The organism is Agarivorans sp. B2Z047, assembly GCF_023373605.1.
GTDB lineage: Bacteria > Pseudomonadota > Gammaproteobacteria > Enterobacterales > Celerinatantimonadaceae > Agarivorans > Agarivorans albus.
This window is the reverse complement of the sequence record NZ_CP088080.1, coordinates 5,217,759-5,240,175: the sequence shown is the minus strand read 5'-3', so window position 1 is coordinate 5,240,175 and position 22,417 is coordinate 5,217,759. Positions and strand designations below refer to the sequence as shown.

General features: G+C 44.6%; 24 protein-coding genes. 13 read left to right on the top strand and 11 right to left on the bottom strand.

The genetic code is table 11. The annotated features are described in order from the left end of the window. Positions 1–289: 289 nt before the first annotated feature. The 8 genes from LQZ07_RS24245 (at position 290) to LQZ07_RS24210 (ending at position 7,613) form a co-directional block, all read left to right on the top strand. Positions 290–1,426, top strand: coding sequence for a diguanylate cyclase (locus LQZ07_RS24245; RefSeq protein ID WP_249483709.1), 1,137 nt, complete (start codon positions 290–292; stop codon positions 1,424–1,426). 5 nt (positions 1,427–1,431) lie between these two features. Beyond that, on the top strand, positions 1,432–1,698 hold the full coding sequence (locus LQZ07_RS24240; protein ID WP_040306803.1) for a YihD family protein: 267 nt from the start codon (positions 1,432–1,434) through the stop codon (positions 1,696–1,698). 91 nt (positions 1,699–1,789) lie between these two features. Beyond that, positions 1,790–3,199, top strand: coding sequence for a cytochrome c oxidase accessory protein CcoG (gene ccoG, locus LQZ07_RS24235; RefSeq protein WP_152785125.1), 1,410 nt, complete (start codon positions 1,790–1,792; stop codon positions 3,197–3,199). A gap of 21 nt (positions 3,200–3,220) precedes the next feature. After that, complete coding sequence (locus tag LQZ07_RS24230; protein WP_152785127.1) at positions 3,221–3,622, top strand: MAPEG family protein; 402 nt, start codon at positions 3,221–3,223, stop codon at positions 3,620–3,622. A 65-nt stretch (positions 3,623–3,687) separates the two neighbouring features. Continuing rightward, the gene (locus LQZ07_RS24225; RefSeq protein WP_152785129.1) at positions 3,688–4,659 is read left to right on the top strand and encodes a serine/threonine protein kinase; all 972 of its coding nucleotides are present in this window, start codon (positions 3,688–3,690) and stop codon (positions 4,657–4,659) included. A gap of 8 nt (positions 4,660–4,667) precedes the next feature. After that, the gene (locus LQZ07_RS24220) at positions 4,668–5,087 is read left to right on the top strand and encodes a CYTH domain-containing protein (protein WP_152785131.1); all 420 of its coding nucleotides are present in this window, start codon (positions 4,668–4,670) and stop codon (positions 5,085–5,087) included. A gap of 164 nt (positions 5,088–5,251) precedes the next feature. Continuing rightward, entirely contained in the window at positions 5,252–6,907 is a 1,656-nt protein-coding gene (locus tag LQZ07_RS24215; protein ID WP_152785133.1) for an AMP-binding protein, read from the top strand. Positions 6,908–7,007: 100 nt separating this feature from the next. Beyond that, positions 7,008–7,613 carry a thiol:disulfide interchange protein DsbA/DsbL gene (locus tag LQZ07_RS24210; RefSeq protein WP_152785135.1) on the top strand — a complete coding sequence of 202 codons (606 nt, stop codon included), beginning with the start codon at positions 7,008–7,010 and terminating at the stop codon, positions 7,611–7,613. A gap of 47 nt (positions 7,614–7,660) precedes the next feature. Here LQZ07_RS24210 and LQZ07_RS24205 read toward each other — a convergent pair whose 3' ends face one another. From LQZ07_RS24205 to LQZ07_RS24195, 3 genes are all read right to left on the bottom strand, one after another. After that, complete coding sequence (locus LQZ07_RS24205; protein WP_152785137.1) at positions 7,661–8,401, bottom strand: ABC transporter substrate-binding protein; 741 nt, start codon at positions 8,399–8,401, stop codon at positions 7,661–7,663. After that, positions 8,389–10,071: an ABC transporter substrate-binding protein gene (locus LQZ07_RS24200; RefSeq protein ID WP_368666403.1), complete on the bottom strand. Its 1,683-nt coding sequence runs from the start codon at positions 10,069–10,071 to the stop codon at positions 8,389–8,391. The genes LQZ07_RS24205 and LQZ07_RS24200 overlap by 13 nt, the downstream gene beginning before the upstream one ends. An 81-nt stretch (positions 10,072–10,152) precedes the next feature. Next, a complete protein-coding gene (locus LQZ07_RS24195; protein WP_152785139.1) occupies positions 10,153–11,049 on the bottom strand; it encodes an acyltransferase in 897 nt (298 codons plus the stop codon). A 168-nt stretch (positions 11,050–11,217) separates the two neighbouring features. Here LQZ07_RS24195 and LQZ07_RS24190 point away from each other — a divergent pair, with 168 nt between their 5' ends. Both LQZ07_RS24190 and LQZ07_RS24185 read left to right on the top strand, forming a co-directional pair. After that, positions 11,218–11,652 carry an HIT domain-containing protein gene (locus LQZ07_RS24190; protein WP_016400218.1) on the top strand — a complete coding sequence of 145 codons (435 nt, stop codon included), beginning with the start codon at positions 11,218–11,220 and terminating at the stop codon, positions 11,650–11,652. Between the two features lie 38 nt (positions 11,653–11,690). Continuing rightward, positions 11,691–11,948: a hypothetical protein gene (locus LQZ07_RS24185; protein WP_016400217.1), complete on the top strand. Its 258-nt coding sequence runs from the start codon at positions 11,691–11,693 to the stop codon at positions 11,946–11,948. A gap of 16 nt (positions 11,949–11,964) precedes the next feature. On the opposite strand, the gene LQZ07_RS24180 is transcribed toward LQZ07_RS24185, so the two are convergent. The 5 genes from LQZ07_RS24180 to gmk all read right to left on the bottom strand — a co-directional run bounded on the left by LQZ07_RS24180 (position 11,965) and on the right by gmk (position 17,626). Continuing rightward, on the bottom strand, positions 11,965–13,584 hold the full coding sequence (locus LQZ07_RS24180; RefSeq protein ID WP_194164205.1) for a methyl-accepting chemotaxis protein: 1,620 nt from the start codon (positions 13,582–13,584) through the stop codon (positions 11,965–11,967). Between the two features lie 122 nt (positions 13,585–13,706). Continuing rightward, positions 13,707–14,420 carry a tRNA (guanosine(18)-2'-O)-methyltransferase TrmH gene (trmH, locus tag LQZ07_RS24175; protein WP_152785141.1) on the bottom strand — a complete coding sequence of 238 codons (714 nt, stop codon included), beginning with the start codon at positions 14,418–14,420 and terminating at the stop codon, positions 13,707–13,709. A 10-nt stretch (positions 14,421–14,430) separates the two neighbouring features. Beyond that, a complete protein-coding gene (gene spoT, locus LQZ07_RS24170; RefSeq protein ID WP_152785143.1) occupies positions 14,431–16,545 on the bottom strand; it encodes a bifunctional GTP diphosphokinase/guanosine-3',5'-bis pyrophosphate 3'-pyrophosphohydrolase in 2,115 nt (704 codons plus the stop codon). 105 nt (positions 16,546–16,650) lie between these two features. Then, positions 16,651–16,926, bottom strand: a complete 276-nt coding sequence (gene rpoZ, locus LQZ07_RS24165; RefSeq protein WP_016400213.1) for a DNA-directed RNA polymerase subunit omega — start codon at positions 16,924–16,926, stop codon at positions 16,651–16,653. A 73-nt stretch (positions 16,927–16,999) separates the two neighbouring features. Then, positions 17,000–17,626, bottom strand: coding sequence for a guanylate kinase (gmk, locus tag LQZ07_RS24160; RefSeq protein ID WP_152785145.1), 627 nt, complete (start codon positions 17,624–17,626; stop codon positions 17,000–17,002). Between the two features lie 254 nt (positions 17,627–17,880). On the opposite strand from gmk, the gene ppk2 reads away from it, so the two are divergent. Then, positions 17,881–18,660, top strand: coding sequence for a polyphosphate kinase 2 (gene ppk2 / locus LQZ07_RS24155; protein WP_016400211.1), 780 nt, complete (start codon positions 17,881–17,883; stop codon positions 18,658–18,660). 59 nt (positions 18,661–18,719) lie between these two features. Beyond that, positions 18,720–19,376 carry a uracil-DNA glycosylase gene (gene ung / locus LQZ07_RS24150; RefSeq protein WP_249483430.1) on the top strand — a complete coding sequence of 219 codons (657 nt, stop codon included), beginning with the start codon at positions 18,720–18,722 and terminating at the stop codon, positions 19,374–19,376. Here ung and LQZ07_RS24145 read toward each other — a convergent pair. Further along, positions 19,373–20,674 carry a GGDEF domain-containing protein gene (locus tag LQZ07_RS24145; RefSeq protein ID WP_152785147.1) on the bottom strand — a complete coding sequence of 434 codons (1,302 nt, stop codon included), beginning with the start codon at positions 20,672–20,674 and terminating at the stop codon, positions 19,373–19,375. The two genes, ung and LQZ07_RS24145, sit on opposite strands and share 4 nt — an antisense overlap. Before the next feature lie 185 nt (positions 20,675–20,859). On the opposite strand from LQZ07_RS24145, the gene LQZ07_RS24140 reads away from it, so the two are divergent. Further along, positions 20,860–21,147, top strand: a complete 288-nt coding sequence (locus LQZ07_RS24140; protein ID WP_016400208.1) for a peptidylprolyl isomerase — start codon at positions 20,860–20,862, stop codon at positions 21,145–21,147. 30 nt (positions 21,148–21,177) lie between these two features. Here LQZ07_RS24140 and LQZ07_RS24135 read toward each other — a convergent pair whose 3' ends face one another. Together LQZ07_RS24135 and LQZ07_RS24130 are read right to left on the bottom strand one after the other, a co-directional pair. Then, positions 21,178–21,672 (bottom strand): LEA type 2 family protein, encoded by a 495-nt coding sequence (locus LQZ07_RS24135; RefSeq protein ID WP_016400207.1) that lies wholly within the window; start codon positions 21,670–21,672, stop codon positions 21,178–21,180. 271 nt (positions 21,673–21,943) lie between these two features. After that, complete coding sequence (locus tag LQZ07_RS24130) at positions 21,944–22,414, bottom strand: NfeD family protein (RefSeq protein ID WP_152785149.1); 471 nt, start codon at positions 22,412–22,414, stop codon at positions 21,944–21,946. Positions 22,415–22,417: the final 3 nt, after the last annotated feature.

Sequence of the window (22,417 nt, the reverse complement as noted above, 5' to 3'; positions counted from 1 at the left end):
TTCCTTAGATGCTTTACCTAGTTGACCGAGTTGCAAGTTTATTGACCAGTACTTGCGGGTAGCACTTTACCCTTTCTGGGAAAAAGGACGCAAGCAATCAGATCAATATTGTGCAAAAGCTTGCGACCTATTTTAGCTAAGTTTGACTATTTTGTATTAAAACCGCGCGTCATGTTGGTGTTTATCCATTTTTTATCAAAGGGTTTTTCTGTTCTCGCTATTCAAGTTGTTGCTACAATGCCCACAAATTATTCGCCTCTCACCTGCAAGGGATCTGTTTTTGCGCAATGTGCAGTTACAAGTAAACACCGAAAACGCCCGTTATTTACTTAACAATGGGCGTTTAGTGGCGTTAATGACCGTTGCGTATAGCCTTATTTGGTGGTGTTTGTTTGCGCCTAGCCTTTCTTCAAGCCCGCATTTGCTGTGGCTGTTTTGCATGTTGACTTTATCGGCCGTATTTTACTTTTTTGCGCGTATTCAAAGCGAAGTAATTGACGATTTTGTCCCGGCGCCGCAACTAACGCGTTACTTTAGTTTGGCCACTAGTTCTGGGGTGCTTTGGGCGGTAGGTATTTTGCTGTTTATGCCGGTGTTACCTGCTTCCGAGCGTTTATTATTGGTGGTGCTGGTGGGCGCGTTGTTGTCGCTGGTGGTGGTGCCAAACTTACTAAGTATTCGTAGCTTTAACGGTTTTAGCATTCCATTGTTATTAGCGTTGTTGGTTTCTATGGTGGAGGCTAGCCGAACCGAGTGGGTGGCTTGTTTGGTATTACTGCTAAGCTGGGGAGTACTAAATATTGTGTTACGCCGCGCCGAAACCTTAGTTAAGGCTAATTTTTCAGAAGGTGCGCTAAATAGAGCCAAGGCTTTAGAGTTGGCCGACAGCCATGCTTTAATGCGCCATCAAAGTGAGCGAGATGCACTCACCGGCCTGTACAACCGGGCTATATTTGAGCAAACACTGGCTTTACATTGGCGTTTAAGCAGCCGGGCAAATACTTCCTTAAGTTTATTGCTGATCGATGTTGATTTCTTCAAGCCTTATAACGATCATTACGGTCATGTTGCAGGCGATCAATGTTTAAGCAAAGTTGCTAATTTGTTTACTCAAGCCTTGCAGCGTGAAGATGATATTGTTGCCCGCTATGGCGGCGAAGAGTTTGTAATGGTATTGCCCAACACCGATACCAAAGGCGCATTGCAAGTTGCTGCAAGAGTTAGAACACTAATGGCCGAGGCTAAATTGCGCCACGAGTATTCGACCGCAGCCAGTTATGTGACCGTGAGCATTGGTATTTCTTGTTTAATTCCAGTGGCTCAGCAAAGCACCAAAGAGATCGTAGATAAAGCCGATAAGGCACTATATAGAGCCAAGCAGTTAGGTAGAAACCAAGCTGTAGTGGCCGCCCGTGGAGAAGTATAATGAGTATGCAGTTGCATCGTATTGAAGAATTAATCGATTTACTCACACCGGTTTGGAAACAACAACCGGAGCTTAACTTAGTAGAAATTATCACTCAAATAGCCGACCAAGCTGGGAACAATAAACCCTTGAGTGAACTGACCGATGACGTGCTTATTTACCAACTTAAAATGCTTACAATTGGTAAAGACGAGATGATTCCTGGCATCGCAAAAGATTGCGAGGATGATTTTAAAACCGCCTTATTAAAAGCACGTGGCGTAAAAGTTTAATTTCTTAAGTGGCAATTGCGTCTGCAATTGCCGTTTTTGCTTAAGCAAAGGCATTAGTCACATCAGTGCCTCCTCTCATAAGGATTGAGTGATGAGTGAACGTATTCCTGTTAAAGACGTCAGCCCCAAACCTCGCGCGGCTAAAAAGCGTGCTCCGGTAGATCGTTACAACCCCCAAGAACAAATTTATGTGCGTGAGCAAAAAGGTGTATTCCAACGCTTGCGTAAGTACATGGGCTGGTTTTTTATCGCGGCTTTTGTGATTGTGCCGTTTATTCCTTACGGCGATCGCCAAGCAATTTTGCTAGATATGGGGGCGCGTCAGTATCACTTTTTTAGCTTAACCCTGTGGCCGCAAGATTTACTATTATTGGCTTGGTTTTTCATTATTGCTGCCTTTGCTTTGTTTTTTATCACCACCTTTTTAGGCCGCGTTTGGTGTGGTTATTTGTGTCCGCAAACGGTGTGGACCTTTATCTTTATCTGGTTTGAAGAAAAGATTGAAGGCAGCGCCAATAAGCGTAAAAAGCTAGATAAATCGCCCTGGAGCTTTAACAAAATTTGGCGAAAAACAGCCAAACATACCGCATGGATTGCGGTGTCGGTATTTACCGCTTTGTCGTTTGCCGCTTATTTTGTGCCCGTTAAACAGCTGTGGTGGGACTTTTTCACGCTAAATGCCAGCGGTGCGGTTAACTTCTCGGTGATTTTCTTTACTGTAGCAACTTATGCCAATGCAGGTTGGATGCGCACCATTGTATGTACTCACATGTGCCCTTATGCGCGTTTTCAGTCAGCGATGTTTGATAAAGACACTTTTATTGTGGGTTACGATGTTGAGCGAGGCGAAAGCCGCGGCCCACGTAAGCGCAATGCCGACCACAAAGCCTTGGGTTTGGGTGACTGTGTAGATTGTGATTTGTGTGTGCAGGTGTGCCCTGCAGGCATTGATATTCGCGAAGGTTTGCAATACGAGTGTATTAACTGTGGTGCTTGTATTGATGCCTGTGACCAAACCATGGAGCGCATGAACTACCCGAAAGGCTTGATTCGCTACACTACCGAGCATAACTTGGCGGGGCAAAAAACCGATGTACTGCGGCCTAAGCTGATCGGTTATGGAGTGGTGTTAAGCGCCATGCTGGTCGCTTTTGTATTCACCTTGTTTAACGTGAAGCCGATGCAGTTAGATGTGCTGCGTGATCGCTCTTCTTTGTACAACGAAACTTCTGAAGGTTTGGTAGAAAATACCTACACCTTAAAGGTGATTAACAAATCCTCTGAAGCGCGCGAGTTCCACTTAAGTGTGCGTGGTTTGGAGGAAGTAGAGTGGATAGGCCAGCAAATTGTCACAGTAAAAGGTGGCGAAGTGTTTAGTTTGCCTATTTCATTGGCGAGCGACCCTTACTTGTTGCCACGTTCGATCACCGATATTGAGTTTGTACTAGAAAGTGGCGATGACCAATTTATCCAAGCTAGTCGCTTTATTAGTGGCGGTTAACGCGGTTTTGGAGAATAAAGTTTGAAACTGGTTCTGGCGTGTTTTGCGTTGTTGTTAGTGCTGCCTTATTTGCTGGCAGCACTCGGTTCGGCAGAGCGAAAACGCCAGTTAGGCACTATAGATAATCAAGATCCCCGCCAACAATCCCAATTGTTAAACAGCCTTGGCCAACGCATCTATGCTTCTCAACAAAACGCTTGGGAAGCCTTAGCTTTGTTTACGGGCAGTTTGCTAATAGCCCATCTTGCAGGGCTTGATTTTAGCTGTATTCAATATGCCGCTCTTTTATTTACCGCTACCCGCTTGTTGCACCCTTGGGTATACGTATTTGGCTTTGCAACCTTGCGTTCGTTGCTAATGCTGGTGGCTTGGTTAAGCTGTATTTATATTGTGGTTCAAGCCTTTTATCAGCTACCTGCTTAGCGCTGGCTAGGGAGCTTGTTTTACTGCTACACTGCGCCGATAATCTCTTGTAAAACTGCCGAGCCATGAGCGCCTTTCTATTTGCCGATTTACACCCCGACACTATTCTTGATGCTATTGAATCTCAAGGTATTTTCCCTAGTAGTGGTTTGTTGGCTTTAAACTCTTACGAGAACCGGGTTTATCAATTTCAAGCCGAAGATGGGCTGCGTTATGTGGTGAAGTTTTATCGGCCAGAGCGTTGGAGCCAAGCCCAGATTCTCGAAGAACATCAATTTAGTTTATCGATGGCAGAAGTAGATGTGCCGATTGTGGCACCGCTAGTGCGAGATGGTCGCAGCTTGTTTGATTATCAAGGTTGGCTGTTTACCATTTTCCCTAGTGTTGGAGGACGCGGTTTTGAGGTAGATAACCTCGACCAAATCGAGCGTGTTGGCCAATACCTAGGGCGCATGCACCAGAAAGTGGGCAGTAAACTGTTTGAGCACCGCTTATCTATTAATACCGAAGAGATGCTCGACCAGCCTTTGGAGTTATTACGTGATTGGCTACCCGAGGGTTTGGCACTGCCATTTTTTACCGTAGCTGAGCAAGTAGCCGAAGCGGCAAAGGCGGCTTATAAACCTAAAACCATTATTCGTTTACATGGTGATTGCCACCCTAGCAACATATTGTGGCGTGATGGTCCGATGCTGGTGGACTTAGATGACGCGCGTAATGGCCCTGCAGTGCAAGACCTATGGATGATGCTGGCTGGAGATGACAATGAGCGCCGCCTGCAATTAGAAGTTCTATTAGAAGGCTATGAGGCCTTTTGTGAATTTGATAGCAGTGAGCTGGCCTTAATTGAGCCGCTGCGCGCTATGCGAATGATTCACTACATGGGCTGGTTAGCACGGCGCTGGCAAGATGCCGCCTTTCAACGCGCCTTTCCTTGGTTTAACTCGCAACGTTATTGGGAAGACCAAATACTCGCGCTTAAAGAGCAGCTTTCGGCTCTGCAGCAAGCGCCATTGTCATTAACTCCCGGTTATTGAGGACTGTTATGAGTGTAGAAATTGAACGCAAGTTTTTGGTTAACAGCGATGCATTTATTGGGCAAGCTAGCGAACAAACTCGAATTGTACAGGCTTATTTAAACAGTGATAAACAACGCACAGTGCGAGTGCGTGTTCGCGGTGAGCAGGGTTTTCTTACCATTAAAGGCAAAAGTAATCAGTCGGGTTTAAGCCGCTATGAATGGGAGAAAGAAATTCCCCTGAGCGAAGCCGAGCAGCTATTAGCACTGTGTGAGCCCGGCGCCATTGATAAAGTTCGCTACTTAGTGCCTGTTGCACATCATGTATTTGAAGTGGATGTGTTTGCTGGAGATAACCTCGGCTTAATTATTGCCGAAGTAGAGCTGAGCAGCGAGCAAGAAAGCTTTGCAAAGCCCGACTGGCTGGGGCAAGAAGTCACTGGCTAAGCTAAATACTATAACTCTCAACTTAGCTTAAATCCTTTCAAAAACTGGTGATAAACAGAGTGTTTGTTCACATTACTTCGGCTTATTTTCGATTTGTACTGGCATCCTGCGCCTAGCCGTATAGGATTGATATAAAAGGTGAATAACTTGTAACGAGGTTGTGAATGACAAACTTTGTCACCCCCGTTGATGCACTAATGCATTGGCAAAAGCAGGATCCGCAGCGCGTTTACCTACGTCAGCCTATTGATGGCGTATATCATGAGAAAACTTGGGCAGTAGTAGCGCGCGAAGCCGGTCAAATTGCTCAAGGCTTATTGTCTCAAGGCCTAGAGCCCGGCGACAAAGTGGCCATTTTAGCTAAAAATAGTGCCGAATGGTTTATTGCCGATCTGGCAATCATGATGGCTGGCTGTGTAAGCATTCCTATTTATTCCACCGCGAGTGTGGATACCATCTCTTTTGTACTTCAACACAGCGAAGCTAAGCTGTTGTTTGTGGGTAAGTTAGACGAATGGGGCAAGCAAGCCTCGGCCGTGCCTATCGGCTTAAAAACTGTTGCGATGCCCTATCCCACCATGCCTTGCCACATTCAATGGAGTGATTGGTTGAAGGAAATGCCGGTGATTGAGAAAAATCATCTGTGGGATGCAAAAGACATTATGACGATTATCTATACCTCGGGCAGTACCGGTGACCCTAAAGGCGCCGAGATTAGCTTTGAGGCATACCGGTATGCCTGTGAACAGCTGATTGATGTGTTGCAAGCTGGCAATGAAGATCGGGTTATGTCGTACTTACCCTTGGCGCATATTACTGAGCGAGTTTACATTCAAGGCACCAGCATTTTTAGCGGTCAATTTAGTGTGTCGTTTGTTGAATCCTTAGATACCTTCCCAGATAACTTGCGCAGCGTACAACCTACTTTGTTTATTTCGGTGCCTCGTTTGTGGGCGCGCTTCCAGCAAGGTGTATTTGAAAAACTGCCACCGAAAAAACTCAAGTTATTGTTATCTATTCCGCTGGTTTCTAGTTTAATTAAGCTCAAAATTAAAAAGGCTCTGGGTTTAAATAAGGCGCGAATTTTAGGTTGTGGCAGTGCTCCGGTAGCACCTTCATTATTGCATTGGTATCAAAGCATTGGCTTAAATATTTCTGAAGCTTGGGGCATGACCGAGAACCTAGCCTACGGCACCTTAAATGTACCTTTTCGAAGTGACAAAATTGGCACCATTGGAAAAGCAGGTCCTGGCGTAGAAATAAAAATCTCTGAGCAAGGAGAGATTCTTGCTAAGGGCGAAGGCATGATGCAGGGCTACTACAAACATGCTGATCTCACTGAGGAGTCCATTGTTGATGGCTGGTTGCATACAGGAGATAAGGGTGAAATAGATAATGATGGCTACGTTAAAATTATTGGCCGTTTAAAAGAAAGTTTTAAAACGGCGAAAGGAAAATATGTAGCCCCCGTTCCTATTGAACAGAGCTTGGCTGAAAATTCGATGGTTGAGCAGGTATGTGTGGTGGGCAGCGCCCTCACGCAGCCTTGTGCTTTGGTGGTGTTAGCAGCTGAAATGAAACAGCATTCGCAAGCGCAAATTGAAGCCAGCTTAAATCGCACCCTTAAAAAGGTGAATGAGCAATTAGAAAGTCATGCCAAGTTGTCGCATGTGGTGGTGGTAAATGAGGATTGGAACGTGGATAACGCCCTGCTTACCCCTACTTTAAAAATTAGACGTAACCAAATTGAACAACATTATTCGGTATTAATACATCAAGATGTAGATACTACTGTAATGTTTGAAATGGGATCTTGGTAAACGTAAATTTGTGTCAACAACATAGTCAACGATTGACCGAGCTGGTGCTAATCATTATGCTCGGTTTTTTATAAAGTTCACTGGAAGGAAATACCGAGTGATGAAAAAACTACTGATTGGTTTAATGGCAATGCTTACTTTGCCAATGGCAATAGCGGCTGACTTTAAAGAAGGCACGCATTACGATGTGATTAAGCAAACTGCTACTGCTAAACCAGAAGTTATCGAGTTTTTCTCGTACTACTGCCCGCACTGTTTTAAATTTGAACCAGTAGCAGAGAGTATTAAAAAGTCCCTACCAGAAGGCGTAGCGTTCAAAAAGAACCACGTAAGCTTTATTGGCGGCCAAATGGGTGAAGAAATGGTTCGCGCTTTTGCTGCAGCAGAAATGCTAGAAGTAGAGCCTGCAATTAGCAACGCGATCTTTGATTCTATCTATAACAAACGCCAAAACTTCACTAGCCGTGATGATCTTCGCAGCATCTTTGTTGCCAACGGTGTTGATGGTAAGAAATTTGATAGCGCAGCCAGCAGCTTTGTTGTGAATGGCATGGTTTCGCAAATGGAAAAGAACACCATGAACTATAAGATTCGCGGTGTGCCGGCCTTAGTGGTTAATGGTAAATACCAAGTTAACACGGGCTCAGTAAAATCAATTGAAGAGCTAAATGAGTTAGTTAGTTACTTAGTTAACTTAAAGGGCTAGTCTCTTATATTGATAAAAAAGCAGCCAATTGGCTGCTTTTTTTGTTTTTATAAACCCAAATCTACTTGGTATTGTTGTTCGTAAGACGCCAATATCTTGCTTATTTTTCCGCTTTTTTGTAGTTGATTAAGGCTTGTTTGCAGTTTTTGTAAAGCGCCAGCATCGCTGTTTTTGTTACACGCGATGGCGCGTAGTGAACTGTAAAAATCAAACCCCTGTTTTTGAATCCCTAAAGAATAATGGTAATGCACATAGGCAGAGGACAAGATATCGCTAGCCCAAGCTTGAGTACGTTGGCGTTGTAGTTTTTTTGCGCTGTTAAGGTTGGTTTTAGCCAAATCAACTTCAACCCCTAGGCTTTCTAAATACTCGCCAATCCCACTACCTAAATAGCTACCAATTTTTAGCTGTTGTAGATCTGCAACGCTGCTTAAAGGTGTAATGCTTTGTTGCGGCTGGTAAATCGCATAGCGGCTAATGTACATGGGGCTTATCCAAGTAAATGAGCTCTCTCTTGCTTGGCTACGTTCTATTGCAAAAACGCAGTTATTGGGCGACTCGAGCGCCATCAAATAAGCGCGTTTTAATGGTAGTAAGCGGATACTTATGTCTAATTTGCTGTGTTTTTTTAGCAATTCATAAACTTCTATATTAACCCCTGCTAACCCTCTTTGATTTTGGATGACATAAGGCGGGTCTAAATAGGTATTAAACACCAGCTCAACGCCTTGTGCTGGCAAGCTTAAAACTAGGCTGGCACTTAAGCAGCTGGCTTTTAAGGTTGCCATTGTTTAATTAACTCTGAGTAGTTTAAGGTTTTACCCGGCGGTTTTTCGTTTTCCAGCTTGGGTTTGGGAGAGCCGGGATGAGCCAGCCATAATGAGGCTTGTTGCGCCGAGATGAGCTTAGGGCTACACGGGCCAGGGTTGTCTTTACCAATTTTAGCTAGTGCTAAATCCATGCTTTGTGCCAATTCTTTCATTATCTGGGGAACGGCTTCTCCATGGTCGCTAGCGCGGCCAATGTATTGCCACCACAGCGACGATAAAGCTGGATAATTGGGCACATTTAGCCCGGTGGGCGTCCATTCGTTACGCGCATTGCTTTGGTAAAATTCTACCAAACCGCCTAGCTCGGCTGAGCGCTCACTAAATGGTTTCGACATCACATCGCTTTGGCGAATAGGGGTTAAACCTACCATGGTTTTACGCAGCGAAACCGTTTTGGCGACATTAAATTGAGCGTATAACCATGCCGCTTGTTGGCGCTTTAAAGGGGTAGATTTTACCAGTGTCCAAGCTCCCACATCTTGGTAGCCTGACTTCATGCCGGGTTGCCAGTAAGCACCACGCGGTGAAGGTGCCACTCTCCATAAGGGTAAGCCATCTTTGTCGGTTACGGCTAAGTCTGGTTGGCTTAAATCTGCAGTAAAGGCGGTATACCAGAAAATTTGTTGCGCTATGTGGCCTTTGGCTATTTCGGCCCCAGCTTGGCTAAAGGTCATCTTTTGTGCTTCTGGAGGGGCATAACGTTTTAACCAATCTACATACTTTTGAATGGCGTAAATGGCAGCGGGAGAGTCGAGAGCGCCGCCACGCCTCATGCTAGCGCCCACAGGGCGACAACCATGGCGACGTATGCCCCATTCATCCACAGGCACGCCGTTGGGTAAACCTACATCACCCATGCCTGCCATAGAAAGCCAAGCGTCGGATATTCGCCAGCCCAACGAGGGATCGCGTTTCCCATAATCCATATGGCCATAAACTTTTTGCCCATCTATTTCTTTTACGTGCTCGGTAAAAAATTCGGCGATGTCTTCATAGGCCGACCAGTTCACTGGCACAGCTAAGGGGTAGCCATAAATGGTTTGAAATTGCTGCTGAAGCTCGGAGCGCTTAAACCAGTCTTGGCGATACCAATAAAGGTTGGCGAATTGCTGGTCAGGGAGTTGCAACAAATCGCCGTAAGGACCGGTGGTAAAGGCTAAGCCAATAAAATCATCGATATCTAGGCTGGGTAAGGTGACGTCTTTTCCTTGGTGTTGCATAAACTGGCTTAAGTTAACGATGTTGCGAGAACGAAAGTGACCACCAATTAAATCACTGTCACTGACATAGATATCGTAATAGTTAATGCCCAAGTCCATTTGGCTTTGTAGCTTTTTTACTACGTCGTCTTCACCGCTGATCTCGTGAATAACTTTGATACCCGTGAGTTGGTAAAACAAGGGGGCAATAACGGTGGCTTCGTACCAGTGAGTATTAATGCGCTCTGAAATAGCGCGAATAGTAATGCCTTGATAGGGTTGAGCAGCTTGTTTAAACCAACGTAGCTCTTCGATTTGTTGCTGTTGGCTTAGGCTAGACGGCTGAAATTCTTCTAGCCAAGGGCCAAAATCCTCTGCCCAGCAGCTGCCTACTAGCCAATAAAGCATCCAAAGCGATCGCCGCAACACGTTTCTCCGTTGTTTTTACTCCTATAAAAATAGCAGTAAAATCAGGCTGTCAGGATCTTGCCTTGGATATTGTGAACAGGGTTAGTCTTTTAGTACGCTTTGTAGATATTGATCTTTAGTTTGCCAAGTATCATCGAGCCAAAGCTTAAAGTGGCGCTTAAATTGTTTATCTTGCAGGTAGTCGCCGCGTAACTCTTGGTTAATTGCTATGGTATCGATTTTTACCACTACCTTATCGAGCTTACCTGATAATAAGGCCTTAAAAGGCGGAAGTGTTTCGGTGGTGCCGGGATAGGCCAAGGTTACATCAATAATCTGGTCAAATTGTTCGCCCAAAGCCGATAAGGTGTAAGCAATACCCAGCGCTTTTGGTGGCAATAAGTGTTGATAGTTAGAGTGGCTTTGTTGCTGCTTTTGTTGGGTAAAGCGGGTCCCTTCTACAAAGTTGATGACTGTAGTTGGATTGGTTTTAAACTTCTCACAAGAGCGTTTAGTTGATTCTAAATCTTTACCGCGCTTTTCAGGGTGTTTGAGCAAGTACTGGCGCGAGTATCTGCGCATAAAGGGCATGTCTAAAGCCCAGCACGCTAGGCCAACAAAAGGCACATACAAGAGCTGTTGTTTGAGAAAAAACTTAGGCATGGGAATACGTGAGCCAAACAACATGCACAGTAATACGATATCGGCCCAGCTTTGATGATTACAAATCATCAAGTACCAACTTTTTTTGCTGAGCTGGCTATTATCTTCAATCACAAACTCGGTGTTGTTTACTAAGCGAAATATGGCGCGATTCATTTCGCTCCAACACCACATTAAAAAGTTAGTTAGTTTACCCACCCAAGGATAAAGCCCTTTAGGTAACAACAGTTTAATGATGCCACAAACAATGATTAAAGAGCCCACCATGGCGGTATTTATAATGGCTAAACTGGCAGAAAGAATCATTAACAAGGATGCTGGGAAAAAACGTAACATAGTGGTCGATATAGCTCTTTAAACAGCCAAGGGCTGGTAGTTATTGAGATTTAAATCAGCTTAAATTATGGTTGGCGCCATTCTAGCACTTTTTTTGATAAGCGAAACGCCGACCACTGTATAGTATCTGTCAGTTGGCTGCAGTTTAAGGCCGCAAGGGAGAATAAAATGAGCGAATTTAAGTTACATCCTCAACTAGAAAAGGATGGCATTTGGCTGGGTGATTTTGAGTTATCGCGGGTTCTGTTGATTAACGACAGCCAATTTCCTTGGTTAGTACTGGTGCCAATGCAGAACGATATTGGTGATATATATCAATTAGATAGTTGCCAACAAGCGCAGTTTTGGCGAGAATCTAAGCGCTTGAGTGAAGCGGTAATGGCCCTTTATAAAGGTGATAAACTAAACTTGGCGGCCATTGGTAATATGGTGCCGCAGCTGCATGTGCATCATATTGTGCGTTTTCACAACGATGCTTTGTGGCCACAGCCTATATGGGGCAAGCTTCCTGCCAAACCTTATAGTGAGCAACAAAAACAACAACAAATAGCTCAGTTACAACAGGCTTTGCAGCCACATTTTCAAGTTGTTGCTGAGTATTAAAACGGTAATTTAGTCGCAAATTTACAGTAGGAAAAACTATGGACGGTTTTTGGAAGTGGTTATTTATCATCGTGATGGTGATGCTAACCGTAAGGTGTGAAACTAACAGCTCACTCTACGAGGCCGAAGAAAACGGTATTCGGTTTGAAGCGCCGCGTTTTTTAGTTACACCAATTATTTGGTTTGATAAGCAAGTGGGCGAGTCGCCTGAATGGGGTTACAACTCTCCGTTTGCCGATGATTATGAGTTTAAGTTTGCTAAAGCCAGAGAAGAAGAGGCTATTCCAGAGGAATAGCCTGCTTAAACTGGTTCTAGTTGAAGCGGAGGTTTTTGAGGTGAATACTCAAGGCCTCTGCAACGCCAGATAAGTGGCTATGTACTTGTTTACCTTGCTCCGCCGCACCTGCGTTAGCCTCGCTGCCATCACGTAGAGTGAGTACATTTTGGTTAATCTCATCACTCGCTAAACGCTGCTGCTCGGTGGCCACTGCGGTTTGTTGGTTACGCTGTTCTAAATTGCCCACCATATTTTCAATTTTTTCAATTTGTAGAATATTTTGTTGAGCTTGCTCAGCCTGCTGCGCTAAACCTTCGGTAGTAGTAACAATTTCGGTTTCTACAGTGAGCGATACTTGCTGTAGTTGCGCAATGGTTTGCATAATCTCTTCAGTAGACTGCTGAGTACGTGAAGCTAAATTACGCACTTCATCTGCGACCACCGCAAAACCTCGACCTTGTTCGCCGGCTCGGGCGGCCTCAATGGCTGCGTTTAAGGCCAATAAGTTGGTCTGCTCAGAAATTGCGTTAATCACATCAATCACCGAGCCAATGTTTTGGCTGCAATCTCGTAGTTCTGCAACCGCAGGTTTTGCCGAGGCCATTTGCTCCGACAGTGCGCTTAAGCTTTTAACGGTGTTTAGCTGTTGCTTTAAGCTCGTGCCTGCTAGCTCCAAGGCTTGCTTAGAGGCTTCGGCCGTCTCTGCACTGTTGTTGGCTACTTCTTCTACCGTGCAGTTCATTTCGGTCATCGCTGAGGCTATTTGGTCTATTTCCGAGAACTGTCTTTGGGTATTACTGTGAGTAGTATGGGTGGCCGAAGCTAGGTCTTTGTTGGCATCTAATAGGCTATCACTCGAGTGTTTTACATCTTGCAGTAAACCTTGTGTTTGCAGACGTAGGCTTTCAAGCTGCTGGCCAATATTAGAGAATTCATTGCGCCCACTCACCTTTATGGCTTGTTGGTAGTTACCTTTGGCTAGGCCTTTAATGGCACTATCTAACTCTTGCATTTGACCGGCTAAGCTGCGGCTAACTAGCCACGCCACTAAACCAAATAAGCCAAAGGCTAATGCTAAACGCAGCAAGGTGTAGAAATAGATACTGTTAAGCTGGGTGTCTATTTGGTCGATATAAACGCCAGTTCCAATTATCCAATTCCAGCCCTCAACTTGTTTAACGTAAGACAGCTTAGCGTGCATGACTTGGGTTTGTGGGTGTAAAAAGTGGTATTGCACCGCGCCTTCGCCCTGTTGTTTTACGGTATCGCGCATGGCTTGCCAATGGGCTAAGCCTTTAGCATCGCGCACTTGAGTCATGTCTTTACCGATGCTGGTGGGGCGAATTGGATGCATAAGTAATTTAAGATCTAAATCGTTTACCCAAAAGTACTCGTTACCTTGATAGCGTAGCTCGGCTAAGGCGGCTAAAGCCAGTTGTTGGGCTTGTTCGCGACCAAGATGTTGCTCTTGTTGTTGGTAGTGATTTACCAAGCTGGTAGCTAGGTCTAAGTTGCTAGCTAATTGGGTTTGGTAACCTTGATACAGCGTTTCTTTAATTTGCTGGGTATTGTTCCATGCTTGGATGGAAACCACTACTAATACCAATAGTGAGCTTAATAAGAAGAGCTGTGGAATTCGGATTTTATTGAACATAGTTTTACTTCTCTAATGGAATAAAACTATGTTCAGTTAATATTGAGGTTTTGGGTTTAATTAAGATCAATAATCATTCCGGAAAAAACTCAAAATTAAAGCAATTGCTCTAATTTTATCATTTATTCCTGATCTAGCTTATCCCAGGCTTCTTTGTTCATTTGCATTTTAGCCCACCATTCATCGTCGGCTATGATTTGGCCTTCTTCATCAATGTGGGGAATAGGCAAACCTTTGCGTTTACAAGCTTCAGCAAAAATAGGGTGACCGCCTTCAAACATGATGCGATTTTGCTCGGTTTTATCAACCATGCTGGGCGCTTGATACATGCCTGCTATTTCTCGTTGGCGTTGTGCTTCATATAAGATTAATGCGCTAGCCACTGAAACGTTGAGTGATTGCACCATGCCCACCATGGGAATAATAATGTCTTGGTCGGCGAGAGACAGAGCTTTATCAGAAATACCATATTTCTCTTGCCCCATTAAGATGGCGGTAGGTTTGGTGTAGTCTATTTCACGAAAATCCACCGCGCTATCAGACAAGTTGGTGGCTAGAATTTGCATTCCGCTGGTGCGTAATGCCGCCACTGCATCTTCAATATTTTCATGATTATGTACTTTTACCCAGTTTTGGCTGCCTGTAGCAGTACCACGACGGATCTCATCTTGATAGTTTTCCCACACTGCATGCACGTGGTCTACACCCACGGCATCGCAGGTACGCACAATGGCCGACAAGTTATGTGGTTTGTGCACGTTTTCCATGCACACGGTGAGGTCGGTTTGGCGAGCATCTAACATTGCACGAATGCGTTGATAGCGTTCTGGAGTCATGGTTTTCTCGTTATTTATTTCTTAATCGAACAACACGCAATACTTCTGGCATTACGCGAATTTTTCGCATGATATCGGCAAGATGAATACGGCTATGCGTGGTCACTAGTAAGTCTACGGTGTAAACCCGGCCTTCTTTTTCTTCGGTAACAATATTCACGATGTTAGCGCCAGTTGAGGCAACCACACTGGTTAGGCTAGCAAGTATGCCTTGGTGGTTAACCATATCAATGCGCATTTCGGTTTTGTATTCAGCTTCTTCGGCGGCATCTTTAGACCAATCAACATTAATGTAGCGATCGGGTTCTTTTTGGTAGCCGCTAATATTTTTACAGGCTTCCATATGCACCACTAAGCCTTTACCTTGGCTAATGTGGGCAACCACAGGGTCACCCGGTATCGGGCGACAACAGTTAGCGTAAGTCAGTAGCAAGCCTTCGGCGCCTTGAATGGCAATCTTACCTTTGCCTTCAACATTGCTTAGTTCATCTGTATTACCTAATAAGCGGCGTGCCACCACAATGCTCATGGCATTGCCTAAGCCAATTTCGGCTAACAAGTCGTTGAGTGACTCGGCTTTTAAGTCTTTAAGAACTTGTTCTAAAGATTCGGGATTAATCTCGTCTAACTTAACGCTGCCCAAAGCATGATTAAGCAAGCGGCGGCCAAGGTTAACGGATTCTTCACGGCGCTGGTTTTTAAGTAGCTGGCGAATCTTTCCGCGTGCTTTACCGGTCACCACAAAGTTTAACCAAGCGGCATTAGGGCGAGCCCCCGGCGCAGTAATAATCTCTACGGTTTTACCATTGCTAAGTGCTTTACTCAGCGGGAAGGGGTGGCGGTTTACGCGCGCGCCTACACACGCATGGCCTACATCGGTATGCACCGCGTAGGCGAAATCAACTGGTGTAGCACCAGCTGGGAGTTCAATGATTTTACCCTCTGGGGTAAACACATAAATTTCGTCGGGGAATAGATCGGTTTTTACGTTTTCGATAAATTCGAAAGAAGAGCCAGCGCTTTGCTGTAGCTCTAACAAACTTTGCATCCAGCGCTGAGCGCGAATTTGCGCGGTGGTGCCTGGGCTTTCGCCCGCTTGTTTGTAAGACCAATGTGCCGCCACACCCTTGTCGGCCATTTGGTCCATATGTTCGGTACGAATTTGTACTTCTACAGGAACGCCGTGAGGACCAACTAACGAAGTATGTAAGCTCTGGTATCCATTTGCTTTAGGAATGGCTACATAGTCTTTAAATCGGCCAGGACGAGGCTTGTACAGGCTGTGGCTTAAGCCTAGTACTCGATAACAGGTATCAAGGCTGTCTACGATGATGCGAAAGGCGTAAATATCCATTACTTCATGGAATTGCAGCTCTTTATTCACCATTTTTTTGTAGATGCTATAGAGATTCTTTTCACGGCCGGTAACCGAAGCTTGAATGCCCGCTTCTTCTATGCGGCCTTGTAACTCTTGATGAATACCGTTGATTAACTCTTTACGGTTACCACGGGCATTTTTTACCGACTCTTTAAGTACTCGATAACGCATCGGATATAGGGCTTCAAAGCCAAGCTCTTCCAATTCGTTTTTAATACTGTGAATACCCAAGCGGTTGGCAATTGGCGCGTAAATCTCCAGGGTTTCGCGGGCAATGCGGCGGCGCTTATCTGGGCGTAACGAACCTAGCGTGCGCATATTGTGGGTGCGGTCGGCCAGTTTAATAAGGATAACGCGGATGTCTTGCACCATCGCCATCATCATTTTGCGAAAATTTTCTACCTGGGCTTCTTTTTTGTCGCGAAACTTAATTTTATCTAGCTTGCTCACGCCTTCAACTAAGTCGGCGATTTCGGTGCCAAACTGTTCTTGAAGTTGTTCGTAAGTAACCGGAGTGTCTTCAATGGTATCGTGTAATACAGCGGCTACTAGAGTTTGATTATCTAGCTTGAGCTCGGCAAGAATGCGAGCAACAGCCAGTGGGTGAGTAATATATGGCTCACCGCTAGAGCGGAATTGTCCTTCATGGGCATCTTTACCCAAAATATAGGCATTACGTAATAGGTTTACGTGTTCTTCACTTAGGTAGCTAGAGGCGACTTCACGCAGGCTTTCGAATAAATACAAACATTACCTCATCAGCGGAGGAGCGCAGAAATAGATATGATTGAATTATGGGAGTTTTACCGTGCAGAGTAAACCCAGCACGGTAATTTTATAGACGGGGACGAATTAGATGCGCTTATCGGCGATAGCGGCAACGGCTGCCAATTCGGCTGCCTCACGTTCCTGACGTTCTTGACGGTCTTGAGCATCCATTGTTTCGGTGGTGATCAAACCTTCTTCAATTTCACGCAAAGCGATAACGGTTGGTTTATCGTTATCTTCTTCAACTAGAGGGTCTTTGCCTTCTACTGCGATCTGACGCGCGCGACGTGCGGCGATAAGGACAAGATCAAAGCGGTTGCCGACTTGTTCTACTGCATCTTCTACTGTTACTCGTGCCATGCACAGCTCCGTTGACTAAAAATGACGCAAGATCCTAGCCGATCTTATGAAGATTTACTAGGACTTAGCGAGATTATTTCGATAAAAGTTCATCTAACAAGTTGCGATGTTTTGCAGCTTGCTGACGGGTTTGTAATCTTTGCCCAGTAATAATGGCAGTCAGTTCACTTAAGGCTTCGTCAAAATTACTGTTAATGATTAGGTAATCGTACTCATTATAATGAGACATTTCACTTTCTGCTTCGTCCATGCGTTTCTTAATAACGTCGGGGCTATCTTGGCCACGCATGTGCAAACGGTTTTCTAATTCTTCGCGACTTGGCGGCAAAATAAATACCGATACCGCTTCTGGCATCATTTGTTTTACTTGGCGAGCGCCCTGCCAATCAATATCCAAAAATACATCAATGCCTTCGGCAAGGGTTTTTTCGATGGTGTAGCGAGAGGTGCCGTAAAAGTTGCCAAATACTTCGGCGTATTCAAAAAAGGCTTGTTCGCTAATGAGTTTTTTAAAGTCATCATGGCTAACAAAGTGATAGTGATTACCATCAATTTCACCGGGGCGCGCTGCACGAGTGGTATGAGAAACCGATACTTGAGCTGGATATGCACGATGGCGTGAAAGGTACGCATTAATCATGCTTGATTTGCCAGCGCCGCTGGGCGCAGAGACGATGTATAAAGTGCCGGTGATTGCCATGTTTAATTCTAAGCGAATGTATAAAGGCGCCTAAGGTTACCATTTTGTGGCTTTTTTTAAAGAGTCGGCGCTTGGAATTTATCTCTGTAGTTTAGTTAATCTTGTTGTTTTTGCTCAACTTTGCAATTCAAGCCTGCAGTTTCATGGCAACAATCGTTTTTATTGCTACATTTAACTTATTGTATTGATTCATTTTTGTTTTTATTCAACCGGTTGCTTAGTCGTGGTTATCAACATTAAAGGTGAGTTCGTTTATGGCGGGTAAAATTGATAAAAAGACCTATGAAAAACGCTTAGAAGAATTGCAAACAGAGCTAGTTAAACTGCAGCAATGGGTGGTAGCAAAAGGTCTTAAAGTGGTGGTGATATTTGAGGGGCGCGATGCAGCCGGTAAAGGCGGCGTGATTAAACGGATTGCCGAAAAGCTAAATCCTCGGGTTTGCCGCATTGCTGCGCTGCCAGCACCCAATGAGAGAGAAAAAACCCAGTGGTACTTTCAGCGGTATGTAGCGCATTTGCCCGCTGCTGGAGAAATAGTTCTGTTTGACCGCTCTTGGTACAACCGGGCGGGTGTGGAAAAGGTGATGGGCTTTTGCAGTGATGAACAGCATCAGGATTTTTTACGTGCTTGTCCTGAATTTGAAAAAATGTTGATCCGCTCAGGCACTATTCTGATTAAATATTGGTTTTCGGTGTCTGACGAAGAGCAGGAAAAGCGCTTTTTAGAACGCATTAATAACCCTCTCAAGCGTTGGAAGTTTAGCCCAATGGATTTAGAGTCACGCTCACGTTGGGTGGCTTATTCACAAGCCAAAGACGAAATGTTTGCTTACACCGATACCAAGCATTCGCCATGGTGGGTGGTTAATTCCGACAATAAAAAAGCGGCGCGGCTTAATTGCATTAGCCACTTTTTATCGCAGATCGATTATCAAGACCTTGAGCATGAAAAAATTATTTTGCCGGACATTGATAAGAAAGATTATGTGCGTGTGCCGATTAACGAACAAAGTTTTGTGCCCGAGCAATATTAGCTCCTAGAACTTTATCGCTATAATAGCGGGCTACTAAGTCCGCTATTAGGTTTGATATTGTGACAAATTGGCAAAGTCTGTTTGCTGAGCAACAGCAGCTTGAATATTATCCTCGTTTAATCGACAAGGTGGCAGAGCAACGCGCTGCTAAGGTGATTTACCCACCAGACGCTCAGGTATTTAGCGCCTTCGACAGTTGCCCGATGGATCAGCTTAAAGTGGTGATTCTTGGTCAAGATCCATACCACGGAGAAGGCCAAGCCCACGGTTTAAGTTTTAGTGTGCCAGAGGGCGTTAAAATTCCACCGTCGCTGCGCAATATCTACAAAGAACTTGCCACCGACATCGACGGCTTTGTGATTCCAGAGCATGGCAATTTAAGTGCTTGGGCCAAGCAAGGTGTGTTGTTACTAAATACGGTGCTTACCGTTGAGCAAGCAAAAGCTCATTCACATGCAAAATATGGCTGGGAAACCTTTACCGAGGCTGTAATTAGTTACATAAGCCAGCATTGTGATGGTGTGGTGTTCTTGTTGTGGGGCGCCCATGCGCAAAAGAAAGGTCAAGTGATTGATGCTAACAAACACCATTTGTTATGTTCGGTACACCCCTCGCCTTTATCTGCCCATCGCGGCTTTTTAGGCTACCGCCATTTTTCTAAAACTAACCAGCTGCTAGAACAGCAAGGAAAAGCCGCTATTGATTGGCAGCTTTAACTGGCGAGTTGGGTGCGATTGCGGCCTTTATCTTTGGCTAAATAAAGGGCGCTGTCGGCACGATTAAAGGCAACGTTAAAGGCTTCATCTTTATCGACCAGGGTTAAGCCAATGCTCATGCTCAACTTAATGTGTTGTTGCTTGCCCTCAAACGACAGCAAGAAATCTTGTTGGTGAATCAGTTTGCGTAAGCGCTCGGCAAAGTTATAAGCATCTATTTCATGCTGCTGTTCAGAAAGTAAAACAAACTCTTCACCGCCCCAGCGAGCAAATAAATCTTGGCTGCGAATCACCGAGCTTAATTGGCGAGCAAAAAAGCGCAGCACGGCATCACCGTTGTTGTGGCCATAGCTATCGTTAATATGTTTAAAGTGGTCGATATCAAAAACAAATAAGTAGTAGTTATTGTTGCTTATTGGTTTCTCTTCTAGAGCGTCTAATAGACCTCGGCGGTTAAGTACGCCGGTAAGTTGGTCGTTACTGGCGGTGTGTTTGAGTTCGTCTACATCTTTCTCAAGTGTATGAATAGATTGGGTTAAGTTCTTTTTCTGATGCAGCACATAGCGAATCAACTCGGCAGTAAAATAAACAAGCCACACGGCAATGATAGTGGCATATAAGCTTTCGTTGCTGATCCACTTCCCTTCAGCTTCAACCTTATTCACGGTGATGGTGTATTCGCCATCGGACGAGGTGGAAGGAATATCAAAGGATATTTCTTTAACTTTAGAGAAGTCTAGAGTGAAGTCATCGCGTGATTGGTAATAACGATTTAGCCACCACGCGGGAATAGAGAATTGGTTAAATTGAGCTTTTGCTTCTTGCTCCGCCAGTTCGTGTTTCTCAAAGTAGGTGAACATAAATTTTGCATCAGACAGATCGTGACCGCTGGTTGCTTCGGTGCTGCGCATAAAGAAGCGTAGTTCGCTAGAAGGTCCTTCGAAATCTGCATCCACCACTAATTGTTTATAGTCACTTAAATCTATGTTTTCTAAGGACGCGTATTTGTCTGATGTGCTAGCGTCAGTTGGCTTGTGGAACTTGATGCTTATTCCGCAATACTTTGCCGGCAAATGGCTGCTTTCTAGGTTACAGACAAATTTTTGGTTGCTGGTTAGCCAATACGCGCTAGAGTTGCCGCCCTGTCCTTTATCGGAGTACAAATCCACCAGCATATTTCCACTGGGGTAGATCTGAAGGCGCTTGGCAGGTATCCATTGGGCAGCCACAAGCACTAGCACGGTAAGGGCTAAAAGAAAATTGCGCAGCCAAGTCCAAGAAGATGAATATCGTTCCATTTATACCTGTGAAAGGTGAGTAAATACTTTTGTTTCTTGCTAAAAATATAGCCTGCTTGGAGACAAATAAATGTGAGCTATTTGGGCATCTTTACTTTTGTCTTATGTTTTTTTGCTAATTTTAGGCAGGAGCTTTGGTTGATTTGCTGTTCGGTGTATAACAAGCAAAAACTCAAGAGGCAGTAATGGCAAAAGCACAGGCGCGAGCTCAACACATTATTGTTAGTTCAGAAAAAAAAGCCTTGGAAATACTAGAAAAGTTAAACAAAGGCTCTAGCTTTGAGGCGATGGCGTTACGTTTTTCGTCATGTCCTTCTGCTAAGCAAGGTGGCGATTTAGGCGAGTTTGCCAAAGGTGATATGGTGAAAAGCTTTGATAAAGCAGTGTTCTCTGGCCCCTTAAACGAAGTAATAGGGCCAGTTAAAACACAGTTTGGTTTTCATTTAATTAAAGTGAATGAGCGCTGGAGCTAAAACCTTGCAACAGCCCTATCAGCGCTTACTTTATAGTGCCTGAACACTTGAGCTTATTTGCTGGCCAAGATCTTCTAACTTAAATGTGCCCTTCTCGGTAAGGTTTACCGCTGGCCACAAGCTTCCAATGTCCAGTTTTACATCTACCTGATAATCTAGCTCAGGGCTTTTTAAGGCGACAAACGAGCTTAATAGGCGGAAGGTAGCAATTAAGTTGGCTTGGGCCGGCAAGGTAAAGTTGGCTTCGCCATAACCGGGCACTTCGGGTAAATCGCTGGTGGCTCCAGTGACGATTTCGTGGCCGTTGAGTGACAAGGTATATACTGCCCCAGCTAGGCTGAGCGCTTGTTTATTGGGGTTAACCACCCGTAAATTAATATCGAAGCTCGGTGTCATGCTGTCACCTGCTGTAGGCACTACCGATACCAAGTTTACTTTAGGTGGGTCGTTAGGAACCATGCTGCTACAGGCAATAAGCCATAAACTGGCAGATAGAATAAAGGTTTTAATAAGTGCTTGGCGCATGATGAGAAACCTAAGAGAAAGAAACTACAGCTAGTTAAGCACAATCTGTTTGGCTTTGCATTGTTATACCAATCGTACCAAGCAACTGCTCATTTTATCTGGTTAAAATACTCGATAACCGCGTTGGGATTTTTGATTTTAAAATAACTACTTATCGAAAAATTCTGCCTTATTCTCGAGTCTTTTTCTTGCGTTATTTCTGATCACTTAGTGTGGTTGGTATTAGAAAAATGAACAAGCCAGCAGAACGCTGGCTTGTGAAATGAATACTCTAAGTATTGCTTGGTTCTACGGCTTCCACCCAAAAGGTGCCTACTTCAGCGCGAATCACTTCTACTTCGCTACCTGCAGCAATGGTTTGCTCACTTTTTAAGGTCCAGCTAATGCCAGAGTGCTTATAGCTGCTTAAACCACGTTTATCGATGTCTTGTTCGCAAAAAAAACGGTGACCATCAAAGTCGCTGCTTACTTGTTTGTTATCAGCAGTATTTTGTAGCTTACGCATCGGCTTCCACAACACGCCGGCCAGTAAGCTGCTCATTACGGCGTTGGCTAGCAGAATACTATTCCAGGTTTCTGGTAGTACATTTAACCAAACCAATGAGCCAGTAATGACTAAGGACAAGCCAATAAAAAACAAGATGAAGGTGGCAAAACCGATGATCACCACTTCAATGGCAAGCAAGATGATGCCGGAGGCAATCATTAACTGAGGAATGTGGTTAGCAAACAGTTCTGCCATAGG